This window comes from Cupriavidus sp. 30B13 (assembly GCF_049059565.2).
Taxonomy (GTDB): Bacteria; Pseudomonadota; Gammaproteobacteria; order Burkholderiales; family Burkholderiaceae; genus Cupriavidus.
Map to the genome: position 1 here is coordinate 1,934,887 of NZ_CP188223.1, position 19,423 is coordinate 1,954,309.

The 19,423-nt window shown below is 69.5% G+C and carries 16 protein-coding genes; 5 read left to right on the plus strand and 11 right to left on the minus strand.

The genetic code is table 11. The features are described 5' to 3' along the window. Positions 1–89: 89 nt before the first annotated feature. From bktB to ACKI2N_RS08960, 3 genes are all read left to right on the plus strand, one after another. Positions 90–1,274: a beta-ketothiolase BktB gene (gene bktB / locus ACKI2N_RS08950; protein ID WP_420993863.1), complete on the plus strand. Its 1,185-nt coding sequence runs from the start codon at positions 90–92 to the stop codon at positions 1,272–1,274. Positions 1,275–1,302: 28 nt separating this feature from the next. Next, positions 1,303–1,908, plus strand: coding sequence for a hypothetical protein (locus ACKI2N_RS08955; protein ID WP_420993864.1), 606 nt, complete (start codon positions 1,303–1,305; stop codon positions 1,906–1,908). A 103-nt stretch (positions 1,909–2,011) separates the two neighbouring features. Continuing rightward, positions 2,012–3,250 (plus strand): cystathionine beta-lyase, encoded by a 1,239-nt coding sequence (locus ACKI2N_RS08960; protein WP_420993865.1) that lies wholly within the window; start codon positions 2,012–2,014, stop codon positions 3,248–3,250. A gap of 84 nt (positions 3,251–3,334) precedes the next feature. On the opposite strand, the gene ACKI2N_RS08965 is transcribed toward ACKI2N_RS08960, so the two are convergent. The 7 genes from ACKI2N_RS08965 to mfd form a co-directional block, all read right to left on the minus strand. Further along, the gene (locus ACKI2N_RS08965) at positions 3,335–5,419 is read right to left on the minus strand and encodes a TonB-dependent siderophore receptor (protein ID WP_420993866.1); all 2,085 of its coding nucleotides are present in this window, start codon (positions 5,417–5,419) and stop codon (positions 3,335–3,337) included. Positions 5,420–5,592: 173 nt separating this feature from the next. Beyond that, positions 5,593–7,227, minus strand: a complete 1,635-nt coding sequence (locus ACKI2N_RS08970) for a PepSY-associated TM helix domain-containing protein (RefSeq protein ID WP_420993867.1) — start codon at positions 7,225–7,227, stop codon at positions 5,593–5,595. A gap of 22 nt (positions 7,228–7,249) precedes the next feature. Next, positions 7,250–7,561: a hypothetical protein gene (locus ACKI2N_RS08975; protein WP_420993868.1), complete on the minus strand. Its 312-nt coding sequence runs from the start codon at positions 7,559–7,561 to the stop codon at positions 7,250–7,252. After that, complete coding sequence (locus ACKI2N_RS08980) at positions 7,558–7,860, minus strand: hypothetical protein (protein ID WP_420993870.1); 303 nt, start codon at positions 7,858–7,860, stop codon at positions 7,558–7,560. Before ACKI2N_RS08980 ends, ACKI2N_RS08975 begins: the two co-directional genes overlap by 4 nt. A gap of 222 nt (positions 7,861–8,082) precedes the next feature. Then, a complete protein-coding gene (gene serB / locus ACKI2N_RS08985) occupies positions 8,083–8,937 on the minus strand; it encodes a phosphoserine phosphatase SerB (RefSeq protein ID WP_420993871.1) in 855 nt (284 codons plus the stop codon). 128 nt (positions 8,938–9,065) lie between these two features. Further along, positions 9,066–10,271 carry an acetylornithine deacetylase gene (argE, locus tag ACKI2N_RS08990; RefSeq protein ID WP_420993872.1) on the minus strand — a complete coding sequence of 402 codons (1,206 nt, stop codon included), beginning with the start codon at positions 10,269–10,271 and terminating at the stop codon, positions 9,066–9,068. Positions 10,272–10,426: 155 nt separating this feature from the next. After that, positions 10,427–13,900: a transcription-repair coupling factor gene (gene mfd, locus ACKI2N_RS08995; protein ID WP_420993873.1), complete on the minus strand. Its 3,474-nt coding sequence runs from the start codon at positions 13,898–13,900 to the stop codon at positions 10,427–10,429. A 433-nt stretch (positions 13,901–14,333) separates the two neighbouring features. Here mfd and ispD point away from each other — a divergent pair, with 433 nt between their 5' ends. Both ispD and ispF read left to right on the plus strand, forming a co-directional pair. Beyond that, positions 14,334–15,125: a 2-C-methyl-D-erythritol 4-phosphate cytidylyltransferase gene (ispD, locus tag ACKI2N_RS09000; RefSeq protein ID WP_420993874.1), complete on the plus strand. Its 792-nt coding sequence runs from the start codon at positions 14,334–14,336 to the stop codon at positions 15,123–15,125. A gap of 48 nt (positions 15,126–15,173) precedes the next feature. Further along, a complete protein-coding gene (ispF, locus tag ACKI2N_RS09005; protein ID WP_420993875.1) occupies positions 15,174–15,683 on the plus strand; it encodes a 2-C-methyl-D-erythritol 2,4-cyclodiphosphate synthase in 510 nt (169 codons plus the stop codon). A 34-nt stretch (positions 15,684–15,717) separates the two neighbouring features. On the opposite strand, the gene ACKI2N_RS09010 is transcribed toward ispF, so the two are convergent. From ACKI2N_RS09010 to ACKI2N_RS09025, 4 genes are all read right to left on the minus strand, one after another. After that, the gene (locus ACKI2N_RS09010; protein WP_420993876.1) at positions 15,718–16,287 is read right to left on the minus strand and encodes a GNAT family N-acetyltransferase; all 570 of its coding nucleotides are present in this window, start codon (positions 16,285–16,287) and stop codon (positions 15,718–15,720) included. A gap of 162 nt (positions 16,288–16,449) precedes the next feature. Next, positions 16,450–16,971: a carboxymuconolactone decarboxylase family protein gene (locus ACKI2N_RS09015; RefSeq protein ID WP_420993877.1), complete on the minus strand. Its 522-nt coding sequence runs from the start codon at positions 16,969–16,971 to the stop codon at positions 16,450–16,452. A gap of 140 nt (positions 16,972–17,111) precedes the next feature. Continuing rightward, positions 17,112–17,660, minus strand: a complete 549-nt coding sequence (locus ACKI2N_RS09020; RefSeq protein WP_020201245.1) for a peroxiredoxin — start codon at positions 17,658–17,660, stop codon at positions 17,112–17,114. Between the two features lie 343 nt (positions 17,661–18,003). Next, positions 18,004–19,305 carry an MFS transporter gene (locus ACKI2N_RS09025; RefSeq protein WP_420993878.1) on the minus strand — a complete coding sequence of 434 codons (1,302 nt, stop codon included), beginning with the start codon at positions 19,303–19,305 and terminating at the stop codon, positions 18,004–18,006. Between the last annotated feature and the right edge of the window lie 118 nt (positions 19,306–19,423).

Sequence of the window (19,423 nt, forward strand, 5' to 3'; positions counted from 1 at the left end):
GCCGGGGGCGTTAGGTAAAAGTACGGTCGTTCGCTTTGTCCGGCGCGCCGCTATACTGTGCGCTGCAACATCAGCCCAGGAGACACAAGATGACACGTGAAGTGGTGGTGGTGAGCGGCGTCCGGACCGCGATCGGTACCTTCGGCGGCAGCCTGAAGGATTTTTCCCCGACCCAGATGGGTGCCATGGTCGTGCGCGAGGCCTTGTCCCGCGCGCAGGTCAGTGGCGACGAGGTCGGCCATGTGGTGTTCGGCAACGTCATCCAGACCGAGCCGCGCGACATGTACCTGGGCCGCGTGGCGGCGGTGGACGGCGGCGTCAGCATCGATGCCCCGGCGCTGACCGTCAACCGCCTGTGCGGCTCCGGCCTGCAGGCCATCGTGAGCGCCGCGCAGACCATCATGCTGGGCGATGCCGACGTGGCCATCGGCGGCGGCGCGGAAAGCATGAGCCGCGCGCCGTACCTGGCACAGTCGGCCCGCTGGGGCGCGCGCATGGGCGACGCCAAGCTGCTCGACATGATGCTCGGCGCGCTGCACGACCCGTTCCACGGCATCCACATGGGCGTGACCGCCGAGAACGTGGCCAAGGAATACGACATCAGCCGCGGCCAGCAGGACGAGACCGCGCTGGAATCGCACCGCCGCGCCTCGGCGGCCATCCGCGCCGGCCACTTCAAGGAGCAGATCCTGCCGGTCACGCTCAAGTCCCGCAAGGGCGACGTGACCTTCGACACCGACGAGCACGTGCGCCACGATGCCACCATCGACGACATGACCAAGCTCAAGCCGGTCTTCGTCAAGGAAAACGGCACCGTCACCGCGGGCAATGCCTCGGGCCTGAACGACGCCGCCGCGGCCGTGGTGCTGATGGAGCGCGGCGTGGCCGCGCAGCGCGGCCTCAAGCCGCTGGCGCGCCTGGTGTCCTACGCGCATGCCGGCGTGGACCCGAAGACCATGGGCATCGGCCCGGTGCCGGCCACCAGGAAGGCGCTCGAGCGCGCCGGCCTGAGCGTGGCGGACCTCGACGTGATCGAAGCCAACGAAGCCTTCGCCGCTCAGGCCTGCGCCGTCACCAAGGCGCTCGGCCTCGATCCGGCCAAGGTCAACCCGAACGGCTCCGGCATTTCGCTCGGCCATCCGATCGGCGCCACCGGCGCGCTGATCACGGTCAAGGCGCTGTACGAACTGCAGCGCGTGCAGGGCCGCTATGCGCTGGTGACCATGTGCATCGGCGGCGGGCAGGGCATCGCGGCCATCTTCGAGCGTATCTGAGGCAGCCTTGCGTCGCCTGGCGATCTCCATGACGCTCCGGGTCCGGCTGGCGCTGGCGTCGGGCCTGGCCGCGGCCATGCTGGCCGGCGCCGCGCTGGCCGCCGGCGGCGCCGAGCTGTCCACGGCGCCCGCCGGGGCCGGCGGGCAGGGCTTCGGCATCGGCCAGGCGATCCGCGACGGCGAGGCAAGACGCGGCACGGAAATCTCCACGGGCGCGCCCCGGCCGCTTGCGCCGCGTCCCGAATACGCATCGCTGCCGGTCTATGTGGGCACGCTGGGCGACCAGCCGGTGCGCCTGCGCATCGGCCCCAAGCCGGACGAGCGCGACAGCGTGCACGGCGAATACAGCGTGGGCCCGGGCGGCGTGCGCCTGCTGGCCGGCGAGTATGAGAATGGCGGTTTCCTGATGGAAGAATCCAGCGACGGCACCCACGTGACCGGCAACTGGGAAGGCGCCATCGATGCCGCCGGCGCGGTGCGCGGCCACTGGACCGACCCGGCCAACCCGGCCATCGTCCTGCCCTTCATGATCCGGCCGCTGGGCGTGCTGGTGATCCCGCCGTTCGACATGACGCCCGGCAGCGGCATCACCTACGCGCCGCCGCCGCCGAAGTCGTCGATCTCCGGCCGCTAGCGGGCAACTGGCCAGGCGAAGGCGAAGGCACCCCGGGCCAACATGCGCCCGAATGCTGGTAAGCTCGGAGGCTCATCGAGTCATCGCCAGACAAGGAATCATCGTGTCCGACCGCCAGCCGCCCGAGCCGTCCGCTCCCCAGCCAGCTCCCCAGCCCGCCTTCCTGCAAACCGTGGCCGTCCAGCCGGAACTGGATATCGCGCCCGGCTTCGCCTCGTTCTCGCCGCCCACGCACCGCGGCTCTACCGTGGTCTTCCGCAGCCTCGCGGAGCTGCGCGCGCATGGCGACGGCAACACGACCTACTGGCGCTACGGGCTGCATGCCACGCCCACCAGCGAGGCGCTGTGCCAGCATCTGGCGCTGATCGAAGGCGCCCGCCACACGCTGCTGCTGCCGTCCGGCCTGGCGGCGATCTCGCAGGTGTATTTCGCGCTGGTCAAGTCGGGCGACGACGTGCTGGTGCCCGACAACGTCTACGGTCCCAACCGCGAGCACGGCGAATGGCTGGCGCGCGATTTCGGCGTGTCGGTGCGCTACTACGACCCCATGATCGGCGCCGGCATCGCGGGCCTGATCCGCCCGAACACCAGGCTGGTCTGGATGGAGTCGCCGGGCTCGGTGACCATGGAGATTCCCGACACCGCGGCCATCGTGGCCGCGGCGCGCGCGCGCGGCGTGCTCACCGCCATCGACAACACCTGGTCGGCCGGCGTCTATTTCCGCCCGTTCGACCACGGCATCGACATCTCGGTGCAGGCGCTGACCAAGTACCAGTCGGGCGGCAGCGACGTGCTGATGGGCGCGGTGCTGACCCGCGACGACAAGCTCCACGACCGCATCAGGCGCTCCCGCATGCTGATGGGCTGGGGCGTGTCCGCTGACGACTGCTACCTGGTGCTGCGTTCGCTGCCGAGCATGCCGGTGCGGCTGGCCGCGCACGACCGCGCCGCGCGCGAAGTGGCCGAATGGCTCTGCCAGCGCCCGGAGGTGGCCAGGGTCCTGCACCCGGCGCTGCCCGACTGCCCGGGGCACGAGTTCTGGCGGCGCGATTTCACCGGTGCCAGCGGCCTGTTCTCGATCGTGCTGCGCGACCGCTATACGCGCGCGCAGGTCGACGCCTTCGTCGAGGCGCTGCGCCTGTTCGCCATCGGCTGGTCCTGGGGCGGCGCGCACAGCCTGGCGGTGCCGTACCACGTGCAGACCATGCGGCCCGCGGGCAGCTGGCCGCCGGCCGGCTGGGAAGGCAGCGGAGAACTGGTGCGCCTGTACATCGGCCTGGAAGACACGCGCGACCTGATCGCCGACCTGCGCGCGGCGATGGAGGCGACGCTGCGCGCCTGAATCCGTCCCGCATGCGAAAACGGCCCCGCCCAGGCATCGGCGGGGCCGTTTTTCATGGCGCGCGCGCAGGCGCCGGCAGCGGGATCAGAACTGCACGCTGGCGTTGGCCAGGAAGGTGCGCGAAGCGCCCGGCAGCACGAAGCCGTCGTAGGTGGTGGTCCAGAAGCGCTTGTTGGCCACGTTGTTGACGGTGGCGCGCAGCGTCACCGCCTTGCCGGCGATCTTGGTCAGGTAGCGCGCGCCCAGGTCCACGGTGGTGTAGGACGGCACCTTCTGCGTGTTGGCCGAGTTCACGTACATGTCGCCGGTGATCTTGGCGCCGGCCGACAGCGTCAGGCCGCGCAGGAACGGCGTGTCGTACTCGACGCGGGCGGTGGCGATGTAGCGCGGCGTGGCGTACACGCGGTTGCCGTCGATGGCGGGATCGTCCACGCCGTGCGCCTTGGCGTTGAGCCACATCACGCCGCCCAGCAGCCGGACGTCGCGCGCGATGCGCAGCCAGCCGCTGGTGTCCAGGCCGGTGAAGCGCTGCGTGCCGTCCTGCACGAACACGTTCGAGGTGTTGGTGTACTCGTAGCCGCGGTCCACGCGGAACAGCGCCACGTTGGCGCCCCAGTCGCGGCGCTCGGTCTTGAAGCCGATTTCGTACTGCTTGCTCTTGAGCGGGCCGTAGACGGTCGGGTAGTTGGCGTTGGTGATGCCGGCCGAGCCGCCTTGCTCCAGCGCCTGCACGTAGCTGAAGTAGGCGGTGGAGAAGTCGTCGGTCTTGTACATCAGCGCCACCGTCGGCGAGACCGGGCTGGCCTTGTAGCGCGAGGTGGTCTGGGCCGAGGTGTCGTAGTTGCTCTGGGCGAAGTCCGTGTAGCGCAGGCCGGCCAGCACCGAGAAACGCTGCGTGAACTGGATGGTGTCGCTCAGGTAGAGCGACTTCTGCGTGATCTTGTAGTCGCGGTAGGGCATGTAGTCCTTGCCCACGCCGGCCTGCTCGGGCAGCGGCACCGGGTTGTACAGGTTGCTCTCGCCCAGGTAGATGCCGTCGCCGCCGAGGCCGGAATCCAGCTCGCGCACCTGGGTCTGGTAGCCGACGCCGGCCACCACCTCGTGCTTGATGCCGCCGGTATCGAACTTGCCCTGCACCATCGCATCGTAGGCCTGGTAGTAGTAGGCCGTCTTCCAGCGGTACTGCGTGTCGGCGAAATTGCCGGCGGCGTCCTCGACGAACAGGAAGCTGTCCGCGTTCAGGCGGTTCTCGCGCGCGAAGCGGTACTTGAAGCTGGCCTTCCAGGCGTCGTTGATGCGGTAGTCCAGTCCGGTGCCCACGGTGGTGGTGTCGGTCTCGTGCGAGGAGTAGGGCTGGACGATGTCGCGCGCGACCTTGCTGGCGCTGGGCACGTCCACGCCGGGCGCGAAGGACATGCCGAAGAGCGTGCCGCTGGTCTTGCGCTTCCAGTACATGACGTCGGCCGACCAGGTCAGGTCCGGCGTGATGCGGAAGTCGGTGGCCAGCGAGAAGACCTGGCGGCGCACGTGCACGTTCGGGTCCACCGAGTTGCCTTCCTCGTTGACGGCATTGATGCGGTAGCCGAAGCGGTCGTCGACGCCGAAGCGGCCGCCGAGGTCGAGCTTCTCGCTCCAGATGTTGTTGGCCTGGTAGCCGAAGGTGAACTGGCGATAGGGCGTGTCGGTGGGGCGCTTGACCACGTAGTTGATGATGCCGCCGGGCGAGCCGAAGCCGTACATGAAGCCGGACAGGCCCTTGAGCAGTTCTACCTGCTCGAACGGCTCCAGCGGCAGCTCGGTATCCCAGGCCACGAAATTCTGGCCGTCCACCTTGGTGCCGTTGAGCGGGTCAACGCGCATGCCGCGCACGGCGAAATACGAATTCTCGGTGCGCGTGTTGTCGCCCAGGATGGACACCGAGGGGTCGTACTTGAAGACGTCGTTGGCGGTCTGCGCCATGCGCTCCTGGATCTCTTCGCTGGTGACGCCGACCACCGAGAACGGCGTGTCCACCGGCTTGCGGTCGCCCAGCGCGCCGCCGCTCACGCGTTCGACCTTGGCCGGCTCCGCATCGCGCGAGGCGGACACGGTGGCGGTCGGCAAGGTGGCTTCGGCCTGGGCCTGGGCGAGCGCCGGCAGCGCGGCGAAGGCGAGGGTCAGGCTCAGCACCGCGCTGGCGACAGGCGAGAGCCGGAGGGCGGGCGCGCATGCGGCGGCGCACCCTTGCGATGGGCGAAGAGAAGGCATAGAAGCGGTTCTTTAGGAAAAGTGAGGCCAGGCCAGCCCGCTGGCGGGCCTGGATGGGTACGACGAAAGCGGATGAAAGGAGGGCGCCGCGGCGCTCAGGACGGCTCGGCCAGCGACGCCGGCGCCTTGGCCGCGGCGGCGGGGTCGCCGCGCGCCGGCAGGGCCCACACCGAATGCGGCGGCCCGTTGCGGGCGCGGCGGCGCGTGGCCAGGGCCAGCACGGCAAAGCCGCAGGCCAGCGCCAGCGCGCCGAAGTCGAAGCCGGCCACGGCCCAGTGGCCCGCGAGCGCCGCGTTCCACAGGTAGTCGCCGGTCACCGCCGCGTTGACCACCGGCACCAGCACGGCGCCGGCCGCGGCAGCCCACAGCAGCTCGATGGCGGCGCGTGCCGGCGCGCGCAGCAGCGCCCACGCCAGCGCGGCGAAGAACACCGGGAAATAGTGCCAGCCGGCCGCGCGTCCGGGCCAGACCAGCGCGCCGCAGAAGGCCGCGGCCACGCCGATGCAGCAGCCGATGCACACGCCCACCGTGGCCTGCGCCAGCAGACGGTGCACGCGCGGCTGCTCGGCCTGGCGGGTCTTGCGGCGCGACTCGATCCACAGCAGGTTGCCGGAATAGAACAGGAAGGCGCCGGCCAGGCCGGCCAGCAGGTAGACCAGGCGCAGCGCCAGGTCGCCGTAGGTGCCGAAGTGCAGGGCGTAGATGGCGCTGTAGATGGCGTGGTTGCCGTCGCGCCCGGCGGGCGTCTGGTCGGCCAGCACCTTGCCGCTGTCGGGCTGGCCGGCGGCGGCGTGCACGGAGACCGAACCGTAGTTGCCGAGCGCGCGCGCGGTGTCGCCGCGGATCTCGATCAGGGCGTTGGCGTCGCCGTAGTGCTGGTAGCGGACCGACAGCGGCGTGAAACTCTCGCCGGCGCTGGCGCGCGCGGCGGCCATCAGCGTGGCCGCCGGCAGCATCGGCGCCGGCTGGCCCGCCGCCTTCAGCTCGGGCGAGGCGGTGGTCATGCGCGGCAGCGCCGCGAAGAGCTTGCCGTCGAAGGCCAGTGTGTTGAACACCATGACCAGCACCATGGCCAGGCACAGCACGGCGCCGGTGATGGCGAACACCAGGTGGAAAGGCAGGCTGAACAGGCCGATCACATTGTGCGCGTCCATCCAGAAGCGCTTGAGGTTGCGGCCCGGGCGGATGGCAAACAGGTCCGCCTTCAGGCGCGGCAGGTGCAGCAGCACGCCGGACACCAGCGCCAGGCCGTACAGCACCGAGATCGCGCCCATGAAATAGTTGCCCGCCACCGGCACGCCCAGCGTGTAGTGCAGGCTGTCGATGAAGGCTGCCAGTTCGCCCCGCGAGGCCTCGAGCGAGGTGTCCTCCGGCGTGTTCCTGCCGGCTTCGAGCCTGGCGGAAGTGCTGGTGCGCCAGGTGCCGTCCTGGTCCTGCCAGTAGGCGGTGAACTCCGGCTCGTGCATGGTCGGCAGCGTGACGTAGGCGCTGCCGGCGCTGTGCGGATGCGCCGCCACCAGCGCGCCCATGAAACGGTCCAGCGCAGCGGGGCCGGCGTCCGGCGCCACGGGGCGGGCGGCCAGCGTGCGTGCCGGCGACTGCCATGTGTGCAGTTCCTCGTGGAAGACGGTGATGGCGCCGGCGAAGAAGGCGATGAACAAGGCCCAGCCGGCCATCAGGCCGACCCAGGTATGCAGGGTCTGGTAAAGGCGCAGCGTGGCGGCTTTCATGTGTCGCTCCTGGTGCGCCGGATCATGCCGCGCCGGGCGCCAGCAGGCGCCACGCCCACAGCGCGCCGAAGGCGGCGGCATTGCCGGCCGCCAGCCACAGCCAGGCGGCGCGGCTGCTGCGGAACAGCAAGGCGGCGCTGATCATGGCCACCCACAGCGGCAGGCAGGCCAGCATGGCGCCGATCGCGCCGCTTTGCCAGCCGCCCGGCAGCCAGATCACCGCCAGCGCGCACAGCGCCACCGACAGGGGCAGGCCCAGCAGCGTGCCGGCCAGCCACTTGGTGCCCATGCCGGGCTGGGGCTTGCGCGGGCTGCGCACGCTCGCCGCCGTCATCGGGCGGCTCCCGCCTGCTGCCGGCCCTGGCGCCGGGCTTCGAGATAGGCGCCGGCGAACGGCCACAGCGACAGGCCGGTGCCGACCGTGGCCAGCGTCGCGGCGACGGCGCAAGGCCAGCCCTGCGCCGCGCTCCAGGCCCAGGCCGAGGCGGCGACGGCCAGCGCCGCCGCCCGGCAAAGCCACGCGCTGCTGCGCGCCGCCGCGGCGGCGAAGGACGGCAGGAGGCGCTGGTTGGGCGATGCAAGGTAGAAACAACAAGCGCCGCCCAACCCAAGCAGCACGGCAAGCACTTGCATGGAAAAGTTAGGACCGATTAGGACAGTTCCGAGAAAGGCAAATGATAATGATTGCGATTTAAACTTGCAAGCCTGGCGGGGATTATTTGCCCCGCAACGGTGCATCGCGGCGGCCATCCGCCCGCGGGGCGGCAGCGCTCAGGCGAGACCAGGCAAGGCGGGAAACCCCGGGCGGGCGCCGGGGCAGGCGGGCTGCGGGCGCCCCCGGGAGGGCGCCCCGCATCAGTGCGGGAACAGTTGCAGCAGGCCGTCGAGCCCGACGTGGTTGAACGCCACGCTGGCCTGCGCGCGTACTACCGGCTTGGCGCGGAATGCCACCGAGAGGCCGGCCACGGCCATCATCTTGAGGTCGTTGGAGCCGTCGCCCATGACGATGGCCTGGGCGGGATCGGCGCCGATCTGCGCGCACACCTCGCGCACCGTGCGGGCCTTCACGTCGGCGTTGACGATCTCGCCGAGCACCTGGCCCGTGAGCTTGCCGTCGACGATCTCCAGCGTGTTGGCGCGGGTGTAGTCGAGTCCCAGGCGCGGCTTGAGCTTGTCGGTGAAATGCACGAAGCCGCCCGATACCAGCAGCGTACGCAGGCCAAGCACCTGCACGGCTTGCAGCATGTCCGCGGCGCCCGGCGACAGGCGCAGGCGCTCCTCGTAGACGCGGTCCAGGACGCTGGCGTCGAGGCCCTTGAGCAGCGCCACGCGGCGGCGCAGGCTTTCGTTGAAATCGGTGATCTCGCCGCGCATGGCGGCTTCGGTGATGGCCGAGACTTCGGCCTTGAGGCCGCAGAAATCGGCGATCTCGTCGATGCACTCGATGGTGATGAGCGTGGAGTCCATGTCCATCGCCACCAGCCGGAAGTCCGACAGCCTGCGGCCGGCCGGCACGATGGCCCAGTCGATCGCGCGCGGGCCGCAGAACGTGTCGAGCGCCTCGCGCAGGGCGGGTGTCAGCGGCGCGCAGTCGTCGGCGGCCGCCACCAGGTCGGTGCGCGCGGCCAGTTGCGGCGCCTGGGCCAGGGAACGCAGCGCGTCGAGGTCGGCGGCGCCGATCGGCGCGGGGCTTTGGAGAATCAGGGGCATGGCGTGAATGCGGGCGCGCGGCGCGCCAGGTGACGTTGGATGCGGAAAAGCAAAAGCAGGCCGCCGGGGCGGCGAGGACCCGTATTGTAAACGTCCGCGCGCGCGCCGGCCCCGCGGTCCGGATTCGCTCAGTTCACGCGCAGGCTGTCGATCACCTTGTGCAGGAACGACTCGCACGCGGCCAGCTGTGCCAGCTCGACGTACTCGTCCGGCTTGTGGGCCTGCTGGATATCGCCGGGGCCGCACACCACGGCCGGGATGCCGGCGCGCTGGAACAGCCCGGCCTCGGTGCCGTAGGCGACCTTGTTGACGTCGCGGTCGGCGGTCAGCGCGCGCACCAGCTGCGTGATGGCTTCCTGCTCGGCCACGTCGAGCGAGGGGGCGGCGGCGATCTTGCTGATGGCCAGGCCGGCGTCGGCGTGTTCGGCGCGCATCTTCGGCAGCAGCACGTCGTTGGCATAGGCCTGGATGCGCGCGAAGATCGCTTCCGGGTCGACGCCGGGCAGGTTGCGGAACTCGAACACGAACTCGCACAGCGCCGGGATGGTGTTGAGCGCGATGCCGCCCTGGATGGTGCCGGTCGAGGCGGTGGTGAACGGCACGTCGAAGGCCTGGTCGTACGGGCCGTTGGCCTTGAACTCGTCGGCGATGTCGCGGATGAAGCAGATCAGGCGCGCGGCGTATTCGATGGCGTTGACGCCCTTGGGCGTGAGCGACGAATGCGCGGCCTGGCCCTTGACGCAGCAGCGGTAGGCGTTGATGCCCTTGTGCGCCACGATCACGCGCATGCTGGTGGGCTCGCCCACGATGCAGCCGGCCGGGCGCACGCCGCGCTCGCGCAGCTCGGCCAGCAGGTAGGGCGCGCCCATGCAGCCGATTTCCTCGTCGAACGAGAGCGCATAGTGCACCGGCTCGCGCAGCTTCGCCTGCAGGATGGCGGGCAGCAGCGCCAGGCTGGTGCCGATGAAGCCCTTCATGTCGCAGGTGCCGCGGCCGTACAGGCGGCCGTCGCGCACCACCGGCTTGAACGGGTCGGTGGTCCAGTTCTGGCCGTCCACCGGCACCACGTCGGTGTGGCCGGACAGCACGATGCCGCCATCGGTGGCGCCGTCGGCGGCGGGCACGGTGACGAACAGGTTGGCCTTGTCGTTCTGCGGGTTGTAGCTCAGGTGCGGGCGCAGGCCCTTGGCCAGGAAATGGTCGCGCACCGCCTCGATCAGGCCGAGGTTGGAATGACGGCTGGTGGTGTCGTAGCTGACCAGGCGCTGGATCCAGTCGAGGGCGCTGCCGCGGGCGGCGGCGTCGGCAGGCTTGCTGAGGGTGTCGGCTTGCATGGCAGGTTGCCTTTGGTATGGCTTTGGATAACGTGTTAAGCGAACGATGCTACACCGTGCCGGACCATGGGTCCATGCACGGCGCACCATCGTGGCCCGCCCCGGCGCGAAAAGCCGGGGAGGCGGGCACAGGGGAGCAATGATCAGGCCAGTTATCAGGCCAACTGGCGCAGCGTGTGCTTGATGGTCTGCGCGCGCACCGCCACGTCGGGCATCTTGCCTTCGACGCGAAGCTTGTCCTGGCCGGCCAGCTTGATATGGCGGTTTTTCTGCACCAGCTCGATGATCTTGAGCGCGTCGACGGGCGGGTTGGGCAGGAACTGCATGCTGATGGCGGCCTCGTTGGCGTCGATCTTGCGCACGCCCAGCGGCACCGCGGCAATGCGCAGCCGGTGCGTCTCGATCAGCGCCTGGGCCTGGTCCGGCAGGCGGCCGAAGCGGTCGATCAGTTCTTCCTGGATATCGTCCACGCGCTCGGCCGTCTCGCAGTTGGCCAGGCGCTTGTACAGCGACAGGCGCTCGTGCACGTCGGTGCAATAGTCGCTGGGCAGCAGCGCCGGCGTGCCGAGGTTGATCTCGGTGGTGGCCGCCAGCGGCGCCATCAGGTCCGGTTCCTTGCCCGCCTTGAGCGCCTTGACGGCGGCGTTGAGCATGTCGGTGTAGAGCTGGAAGCCGATCTCGTGGATCTCGCCCGACTGCTTGTCGCCGAGCACTTCGCCGGCGCCGCGGATTTCCAGGTCGTGCATGGCCAGGTAGAAGCCCGAGCCCAGTTCCTCCATCTGCTGGATCGCCTCGAGCCGGCGCTGCGCCAGCTTGCTCAGGCCGTCCACGTCATGCACCAGCATGTAGGCGTAGGCCTGGTGGTGCGAGCGCCCGACGCGCCCGCGCAGCTGGTGCAGCTGCGCCAGGCCGAACTTGTCGGCGCGGTGGATCAGGATGGTGTTGGCGGTCGGCACGTCGATGCCGGTCTCGATGATGGTGGTGCACAGCAGGATGTTGTCGCGCCGCGCGACGAAATCGCGCATCACGCGTTCCAGCTCGCGCTCGTGCATCTGGCCGTGCGCCACCGCGATGCGCGCCTCCGGCACCAGCTCGGCGAGCTTGGCGCGCTTGTTCTCGATGGTCTCGACCTCGTTGTGCAGGAAATAGACCTGGCCGCCGCGCTTGAGCTCGCGCAGGATGGCCTCGCGCAGCACGCCGTCTTCCTCGCGCCGCACGAAGGTCTTGATGGCCAGGCGCTTCTGCGGCGCGGTGGCGATCACGGAGAAGTCGCGCAGGCCTTCGAGCGCCATGCCCAGCGTGCGCGGGATCGGCGTGGCGGTCAGCGTCAGCACGTCGACCTCAGCGCGCAGGGTCTTGAGCGCTTCCTTCTGGCGCACGCCGAAGCGGTGTTCCTCGTCGATGATGACCAGGCCCAGGCGCTGGAAGCGCACGTCGTCCGACAGCATCTTGTGGGTGCCGATGACGATGTCGGCGGTGCCGTCGTTGATCATCTTGATGGCGCCGTCGATCTCCTTCCTGGTCTTGAAGCGCGACAGCTCGACGATGCGCACCGGCCATTCGGCGAAGCGGTCGGAGAGGTTGTGGAAATGCTGCTCGGCCAGCAGCGTGGTGGGCGCCAGCATGGCCACCTGCTTGCCGCCCATCACGGCGACGAAGGCCGCGCGCAGCGCCACCTCGGTCTTGCCGAAGCCCACGTCGCCGCACACCAGGCGGTCCATCGGCTTGCCCGAGGTCATGTCGGCGATCACCGCGGAGATGGCCGCGGCCTGGTCCGGCGTTTCCTCGAAGCCGAAGCTCTCGGCGAACTTCTCGTAGTCCCGGGGCGAGAGCGGGAAGGCGTGGCCCTCGCGCGCGGCGCGGCGCGCGTACAGGTTGAGCAGCTCGGCGGCGGTGTCGCGGATCTGCTGCGCGGCGCGGCGCTTGGCGCGTTCCCACTGGCCGGAGCCGAGCGAGTGCAGCGGCGCGGTGTCGGGGTCCGCGCCGGAGTAGCGCGAGATCACGTGCAACTGGTGCACCGGCACGTAGAGCTTGCTGCCTTTCTCGTAGTCCAGGTGCAGGAATTCTTCGTTGCCCTGGCCCAGGTCGAGCGTGACCAGCCCCTGGTAGCGGCCGATGCCGTGCTCGCTGTGCACCACCGGGTCGCCGATCTTGAGTTCGGCCAGGTCGCGCACCATCGAGTCGACGGCGCTGGCCTGCTCCTGCTTGCGGCGGCCGGTGCGGCGCGCCACGCCCGAGTAGAGCTCGGCTTCGGTGACGAAGGCCAGCGGCGCGCCGCCGTCGGCGGCCGGCAGCGCGAAGCCGCTCTGCAGCGGCGCCACCGCGATGGAGAAATGCGAGTCGCCGGCCAGGAAGGCGGCGAAATCGTCCACCGGCAGCGGGCGCAGGCCGCTCTCGGCGAACAACTGCACCAGCGTCTCGCGCCGGCCGGCGGAGTCGGCGCACATCAGCACGCGGCGGTCTTTCCTGAGCAGCAGCGCTTCGAGGTTGACCAGCGGGTCTTCGGCGCGCCGGTTGACCGAGACGTCGGGCAGCGCCTCGGCCAGCGGCGTGGCGTCGGCGGCGTTGCCGTCGTTGGCGGTGGCCTGCAGCACCAGGCGCGCCAGCGGTTTGGCGGCGGTGAAGAACTGCTCGTCGGAGAGGAACAGGGTGGCGGGCGTGAGCAGCGGGCGCTCGCGGTCGTGCCGCATGAAGTTGTAGCGCTGCGTGGTGTCGGCCCAGAAGCGGCGGATGGCGTCGGGCACGTCGCCCACGAAGGCGAGCTGGCTGCCCGCGGGCAGGTAGTCGAACGCGGTCGCCGTTTCCTCGAAGAACAGCGGCAGGTAGTACTCGATGCCGGCGGACGGCACGCCGTTGCCGATGTCCTTGTAGATCGGCGAGCGCGTCGGGTCGCCCTCGAACCTCTCGCGCCAGCGGCCGCGGAAGGCGGTGCGCGCGGCTTCGTCGAGCGGGAATTCGCGGCCCGGCAGCAGCCGCACTTCCTTGACCGGATACAGGCTGCGCTGCGTGTCGGGGTCGAACGCGCGGATGGTCTCGACCTCGTCGCCGAACAGGTCGATGCGGTAGGGCAGCGCGGAGCCCATCGGGTAGAGATCGATCAGGCCGCCGCGCACGCTGTACTCGCCGGGCCGCATCACCGCGCTCACATGCTCGTAGCCGGCCAGCGTGAACTGGGCCTTGAGCGCGTTTTCGTCGAGCCGCTCGCCCTGCTTGAAGAAGAAAGTGTAGGCCGCCAGGAAGGCCGGCGGCGCCAGCCGGTACAGCACGGTCTGCGCCGGCACCAGCATGATGTCGCACTGGCCGCCCTGGATGTCGTGCAGCGTGGCCAGCCGCTCCGAGACGAGGTCCTGGTGCGGCGAGAAGCTGTCGTAGGGCAGGGTCTCCCAGTCCGGCAGCAGGCGCACGCGCAGCTCGGGCGCGAACCACGGGATCTCGTCGGCCAGCCGCTGCGCGTCGGTCGCGTTGGCGCAGACCACCGCCAGCATCGGCACGCGCTCGCGGTGCTGGCGCGCGTAGGCGGCCAGCGCAAGCGCATCGGCGGAGCCTGGCAGGCCGGCGATGGTGTTGCGCTGGCCTGCCTTGACCAAGGGCAGGCTGGCGAAAGGGGCGGGACGATTGGCTTCGGGCATCGGGTACGGACTGGCGGTTGGGGTGCGGGGGCCTTGCTGCGGCAGGCGAGCGGACGCTATCGGGTGCAAAGTGGGCGCGAACGGGCGCAAAACGGACGAAACAGGCGCCAAGCGGACGCCAAGCGGACGCCAAAAGCGCCGGCCGCGCAGCAGCGACACCCCGCCGGCGTCGCGGGCGGGGTGTCGCTGCTGCTGGGCCTGCGCAAGACGGACAGGCATTGCACTTTCATTGCCCGCTTGTCCGCGAGCGAAGGCCGTATTATAGAATGCGCTCCGAATCCACGTTTCAACAGCCGTTTCAAGAGCTAAGAGCTGCGCATCAAGAGCCGCGTTTGCCCGCCTTGCGCCTTCCTTCCGTTGCGTGGCGGCCCGAATCCGCAGGCCTTGCCGCGCGTCCCGTGCCCCGCACCCACTTTTGTCCCTTGCGCTATCCGTGTCTGTCCGCCGTTTTGCCCTGATTCCCTGTGCCGGTACCGGCAGCCGCGCCGGCGGCAGTTTGCCCAAGCAATACCAGATCGTGGCCGGCCGGCCGATGATCTGGTACGCGCTGGCCGCCTTTGCCGCCTGCGATGCCATCAGCGCCACCGCGCTGGTGCTGGCGCCGGACGACATGCCGCTGGAGTCGCGCTTCGGCGCCGAGACCTTTGCCGGGCTGCGCTTCGACACCGCCTTCGTGGGCGGCGATACGCGCCATGCCTCGGTGCTGGCGGGGCTGCATCACCTGGCGCAGCTCGGCGCGAGCGACCGCGACTGGGTGCTGGTGCACGACGCCGCGCGCCCCGGGCTGACCCCCGCCATGATCCACGCGCTGGTGCGCGCGGTGGAGGGCGACGGTGCCGGCGGCGGCGAGGGCGGCGAGGAGGACGGCCCCGACGCGGCCATCGGCGGCATCCTGGCGATTCCGGTGCCCGACACGCTCAAGCGCGCCAGCGCCGCGCCGGCGCAGGCAGACGAGGGCGCGGTGGTGCGCATCGGCGCCACCGTCTCGCGCGAAGGCCTGTGGCAGGCGCAGACGCCGCAGATGTTCCGCATCGGCGTGCTGCGCCAGGCCCTGCAGGAAGCGCTGGCGGCCGGCGCGGTGGTGACGGACGAAGCCAGCGCCATCGAGCGGCTGGGGCTGCATCCGCGCCTGGTCAACGGCTCGCTGCGCAATTTCAAGGTGACCTATCCCGAAGACTTCGCGCTGGCGGAGTTGCTGCTGGACGAAGCCGCCGCCAGGCCGTGAACCGCCATCCCGAACAATCTGTCCCTTTCCTGAAGGAGTGACGCTTCCATGACCCCATTCGATATCCGTGTCGGCCAAGGCTACGACGTGCATGCCCTGGTGCCCGGGCGCAAGCTCATCCTGGGCGGCGTGGACATTCCCCACGACCGCGGCCTGCTGGGTCATTCCGACGCGGATGCGCTGCTCCACGCCATCACCGACGCGCTGTTCGGCGCGGCCGGCCTGGGCGACATCGGCCGCCATTTCCCCGACACCGACGAGCGCTTCGCCGGCGCCGACAGCCGCGTGCTGCTGCGCGAGGCGGCCCGCCGCGTGCGCGAGGCCGGCTACGAGATCGGCAACGTGGATGCCACGGTGATCGCGCAGCAGCCGAAGCTCGCGCCGCATATCGGCGCCATGGTGGCGAACCTGGCCGAGGATCTGGAGCTGCCGCCGTCGAGCTGCAACGTCAAGGCCAAGACCAACGAAAAGCTCGGCTTCGAGGGGCGCCAGGAAGGCATCGTGGCGCAGGCGGTGGTGCTGATCTGGCGCGGCGCGATCGCGCCGCCGCAGGACTGAGGAAGGCGGGAGAAGCGCAGCGCGCGGCGCGCGCTCAGCCCTTGGGCGCGGCCGCGTCTTCGGGCGGCACGGCGTAGATGTAGTCGATCAGGCGGGCCATCGGGCCCGAGCGCGCGCCGGCCTCGGTGCGCTTGACGAAGCCCATCTGCTCGCACAGCCGGTTGGCGGATTTCATCTCGGGCATGGCGCGCACCAGCAGCGCGCCGGCGCCGATGTCGCGCGTGCGCTGGATGCAGACCTGCATCAGCGTGCGCCCCAGGCCAAGCCCGCGCGCCTGCGGGCTGACCGCCAGCAGGCGCGCCTCCGGCAGGGCCAGCGTGACGGTGCTGCCGTCGAGCACCGGCACGGTCGCGCCGGGATGGCAGAACAGCACGGCACCGCTGATGCCGTGATCACTTTCCGCCACCCACCATTCCATTTCCGAGGTATTCGCCGCCAGCACGGACTTCATGCCCTGCTGGAAGGACGCGCGGCAGTCCTCCATGATCTCCAGCTCGTATTGCCCGTAAGCCTGCTGGGTCACGGCGGCAATGTCGCCCCAGTCGTGCACGGCGGCCAGGCGGTAGCGGAAACGCGGGGAGGTATGCGAGGGAAGGGTGCTCATGGCGGGGGCAAGGGCTGTGACCTTGCTGGATTGTAGGCCCTTCGGAGCACAAAAGCAGTCAGTGAATTACCGCCTTGGCGCACCGGCAACAAATGCCGGTGCGAGGGCCGGCACCAAGGCCGGCGTGGCGGGAAGGCGCTTGCACTCCCGCCCGCGGGATGCTTACTCCGCGGCGATCACGTTGGCGGCCGCCACGATCACGGCGGCGATGCGGCCCACGTCGCGCAGCTGCTGCGCGGTCATGCCTTGCTCGTTCTTGAGCAGCTGATAGTGCGACTTGACGCAGAAGTGGCACTTGCCGACGATGGACGCGGCCAGCGCGTACATCTCGAAGCGGCGCTTGTCCACGCCGCCGTGCGTGGCGTACGCGTTCATGCGCAGGCCCGCGGGCTGGCTGGCGAGGTCGGGATCGTCGGCCATCTCGATGTACGGATACCAGACGTTGTTCATGCCCATCAGCGCGGCGGCGGTCAGCACCGCGTTGGTTTCCTCGGGCGACAGCACGCCCGAGTTGCGGATCGCGTCGACGAGCACGCGGCTCTTGGCGGCGAAGGCGGCGGCCAGGGCCACGGCCACGGCATCGTTGCCTTCGAGCGAGGAGCGCGCGATGGTGCCGTCGAGGTTCAGGCGGATATCCTTGGCGTAGTCGGGAATCAGGCCCTTAATCGTGCTGATGAATTCCATACAAATCTCCTATCGGTAGGGGCTCAAAAAACCCGCCGGGGCGGGTTTTGAGACGCGGGCCGGAGCCCGCGCGCAGATCGCCGCAAACTGCCGGCCTTGTGGCGCCGGCAGTCCGCGCTGCATGCAAGCCGTACTGAAGCTTACAGCGTGGCGCCGCCAACGGCGCGGTTGCACGGGCACAGTTCGTCCGTTTGCAGGCCGTCCAGGATGCGCAGGACTTCGTCCGGGTTGCGGCCGACGTTCAGGTTGTTCACCGAAACGTGCTGGATCACGTTGTCCGGGTCGACGATGAAGGTGGCGCGCAGGGCGACGCCGGCAGCGTGGTCACGCACGCCGAGCTGGTCGATCAGCGAGCCGGTCACGTCGGCGAATTGCCATTGGTCCAGCTTGTTCAGGTCCTTGTGTTCGCGGCGCCATGCCAGCTTCACGAATTCGTTGTCGGTCGAGCCGCCCAGCACGATCGCGTCGCGGTCGGCGAAGTCGCCGTTGAGCTTGGCGAAGGCGACGATTTCGGTCGGGCACACGAAGGTGAAGTCCTTCGGGTAGAAGTAAATGATCTTCCACTTGCCTTCGAACGACTTCTCGGTGATGTCTTCGAATGCCGACTGGCCATTCTCTTCATGGTTGTTGAAACCCGGCTTGACACCGACGACGTGGAAGGCTTCGATCTTGTCACCAACGGTCTTCATAGACTGCTCCTGGATACGGTTGAAGAGAGACGCTCGCGCCGCCATCCCGCAGGGGGCCGGAGAGCAGCGCAACGAACATGGATTATGCGTCATCCCCGGAGGCCGGGCTAATTGAAAATCTCAAAGAGCCCGATAGCCGGGGCGGCGCATCCGCGCACCGGCCGTGCGCTCCGGCCAACGATAGTGGCCGCCGCATGTTGCGGCCCCGTGTCAGCCGGGGCACGCGCCGCGCGTGCCGTGTCGAGGCACTGCGCGGGCGCGGCCAGCCGGAACCGGAAGTCTACTCCACCGGCGCCGCGCCGGCGCGCCAATGGCACGCCGGCGCGGCATGCGCGCGGGTACCTCAGGCGGTCTTGCCGGCCGGCGCGGCGTAGGCATGCTGCCTGCCGGCGCGGAAGATCACCAGCGTGGCGACCAGCCCGCACGCGGCGGCGAACATCAGCCACAGGCCGGGCGCGGCCTTGTTGCCGGTGCTGTGGATCAGGTAGGTGGAGATCGCCGGCGTGAAGCCGCCGAACAGGGCCGTGGCCAGGCTGTACGCCAGCGAGAAGCCGGCCGTGCGCACCGCGGGCGGCATCACTTCGGTCAGCGTCACCACCATCGCGCCGTTATAGCTGCCGTACAGGAAGGACAGCCACAGCTCCACCATCAGCAGGCGGCCGAACGAAGGCTCGGCCACCAGCCACGACACCGCCGGATAGGCCGTGGCCAGCGTGAGGATGGTGAAGACGATGAGCAGCGGCTTGCGGCCCACGCGGTCCGACACCGCGCCCATGAGCGGCAGCCAGATGAAGTTGGACAGGCCGATGCAGATGGTGACGATCAGGTTGTCGACGTCGTCGAGCTTGAGCACGGTCTTGCCGAAGGTCGGCGTGTAGGCCGTGATCATGTAGAACGACACGGTGGTCATCACCACCAGCATGCAGCCGGCGACGATGATGCGCCAGTTCTCCGCCATCGAGCGGTAGATCTCGCCCACGCTCGGGCGATGCTTGCGCGCCTTGAATTCCTCGGTCTCTTCCAGCGAGCGGCGGATCAGGAACAGGAACGGCACGATCAGGCAGCCGATCACGAACGGCACGCGCCAGCCCCAGTCGCCCATCTGCGCGGGCGACAGCAGCGCGTGCAGCGCCACGCCCAGCAGCCCGGCGAAGATCACCGCCACCTGCTGGCTGGCCGACTGCCAGGCCACGTAGAAGCCCTTCTTGCCGGGCCTGGCGATTTCCGCCAGGTAGACCGACACGCCGCCCAGCTCCACGCCGGCGGAAAAACCCTGCAGCAGGCGCCCGGCCAGCACCAGCAGCGGCGCGGCCACGCCGATCGTGGCATAGCCCGGTACGCAGGCAATCAGCAGGGTGCCGAGCGCCATCAGCACCAGCGTGAGGATCAGGCCCTTGCGGCGGCCGTGGTGGTCGATGTAGGCGCCCAGCACGATTGCGCCGAGCGGGCGCATCAGGAAGCCCGCGCCGAAGGTCGCGAGCGACAGCATCAGGGAAGCGAACTCGTTGCCGCTGGGGAAGAACGTCTTGGCGATGGCGGCGGCATAGAAGCCGTACACCATGAAATCGTACATTTCCAGGAAGTTGCCGCTGACGACGCGGAACACGGTGCGGAAGCCGTGTTGCTGGGAGGTGGAGCTTGACATGTGGCTGTCTCTCGCAGGCGCCGCCGGTCGGTCCCGGCGGCTTGATTGTGGTGGTTTCTGTCAGCGTTGCGGGGGATGCCGCGCCCGTGCGCGCGGTGCTGCGGGCGGCGTCCGGCTG

Bases quoted from the DNA above. Each gene is read 5' to 3' on its own strand.
- ACKI2N_RS08955 (WP_420993864.1), top strand. From the start codon at position 1,303: ATGACGCTCCGGGTCCGGCTGGCGCTGGCGTCGGGCCTGGCCGCGGCC.
- ACKI2N_RS09020 (WP_020201245.1), bottom strand. From the start codon at position 17,660: ATGAAGACCGTTGGTGACAAGATCGAAGCCTTCCACGTCGTCGGTGTC.
- ispF (WP_420993875.1), top strand. From the start codon at position 15,174: ATGACCCCATTCGATATCCGTGTCGGCCAAGGCTACGACGTGCATGCC.
- ACKI2N_RS08980 (WP_420993870.1), bottom strand. From the start codon at position 7,860: ATGCAAGTGCTTGCCGTGCTGCTTGGGTTGGGCGGCGCTTGTTGTTTC.
- ACKI2N_RS09025 (WP_420993878.1), bottom strand. From the start codon at position 19,305: ATGTCAAGCTCCACCTCCCAGCAACACGGCTTCCGCACCGTGTTCCGC.
- mfd (WP_420993873.1), bottom strand. From the start codon at position 13,900: ATGCCCGAAGCCAATCGTCCCGCCCCTTTCGCCAGCCTGCCCTTGGTC.
- serB (WP_420993871.1), bottom strand. From the start codon at position 8,937: ATGCCCCTGATTCTCCAAAGCCCCGCGCCGATCGGCGCCGCCGACCTC.
- ACKI2N_RS09015 (WP_420993877.1), bottom strand. From the start codon at position 16,971: ATGGAATTCATCAGCACGATTAAGGGCCTGATTCCCGACTACGCCAAG.
- bktB (WP_420993863.1), top strand. From the start codon at position 90: ATGACACGTGAAGTGGTGGTGGTGAGCGGCGTCCGGACCGCGATCGGT.
- ACKI2N_RS08975 (WP_420993868.1), bottom strand. From the start codon at position 7,561: ATGACGGCGGCGAGCGTGCGCAGCCCGCGCAAGCCCCAGCCCGGCATG.
- argE (WP_420993872.1), bottom strand. From the start codon at position 10,271: ATGCAAGCCGACACCCTCAGCAAGCCTGCCGACGCCGCCGCCCGCGGC.
- ACKI2N_RS08970 (WP_420993867.1), bottom strand. From the start codon at position 7,227: ATGAAAGCCGCCACGCTGCGCCTTTACCAGACCCTGCATACCTGGGTC.
- ACKI2N_RS09010 (WP_420993876.1), bottom strand. From the start codon at position 16,287: ATGAGCACCCTTCCCTCGCATACCTCCCCGCGTTTCCGCTACCGCCTG.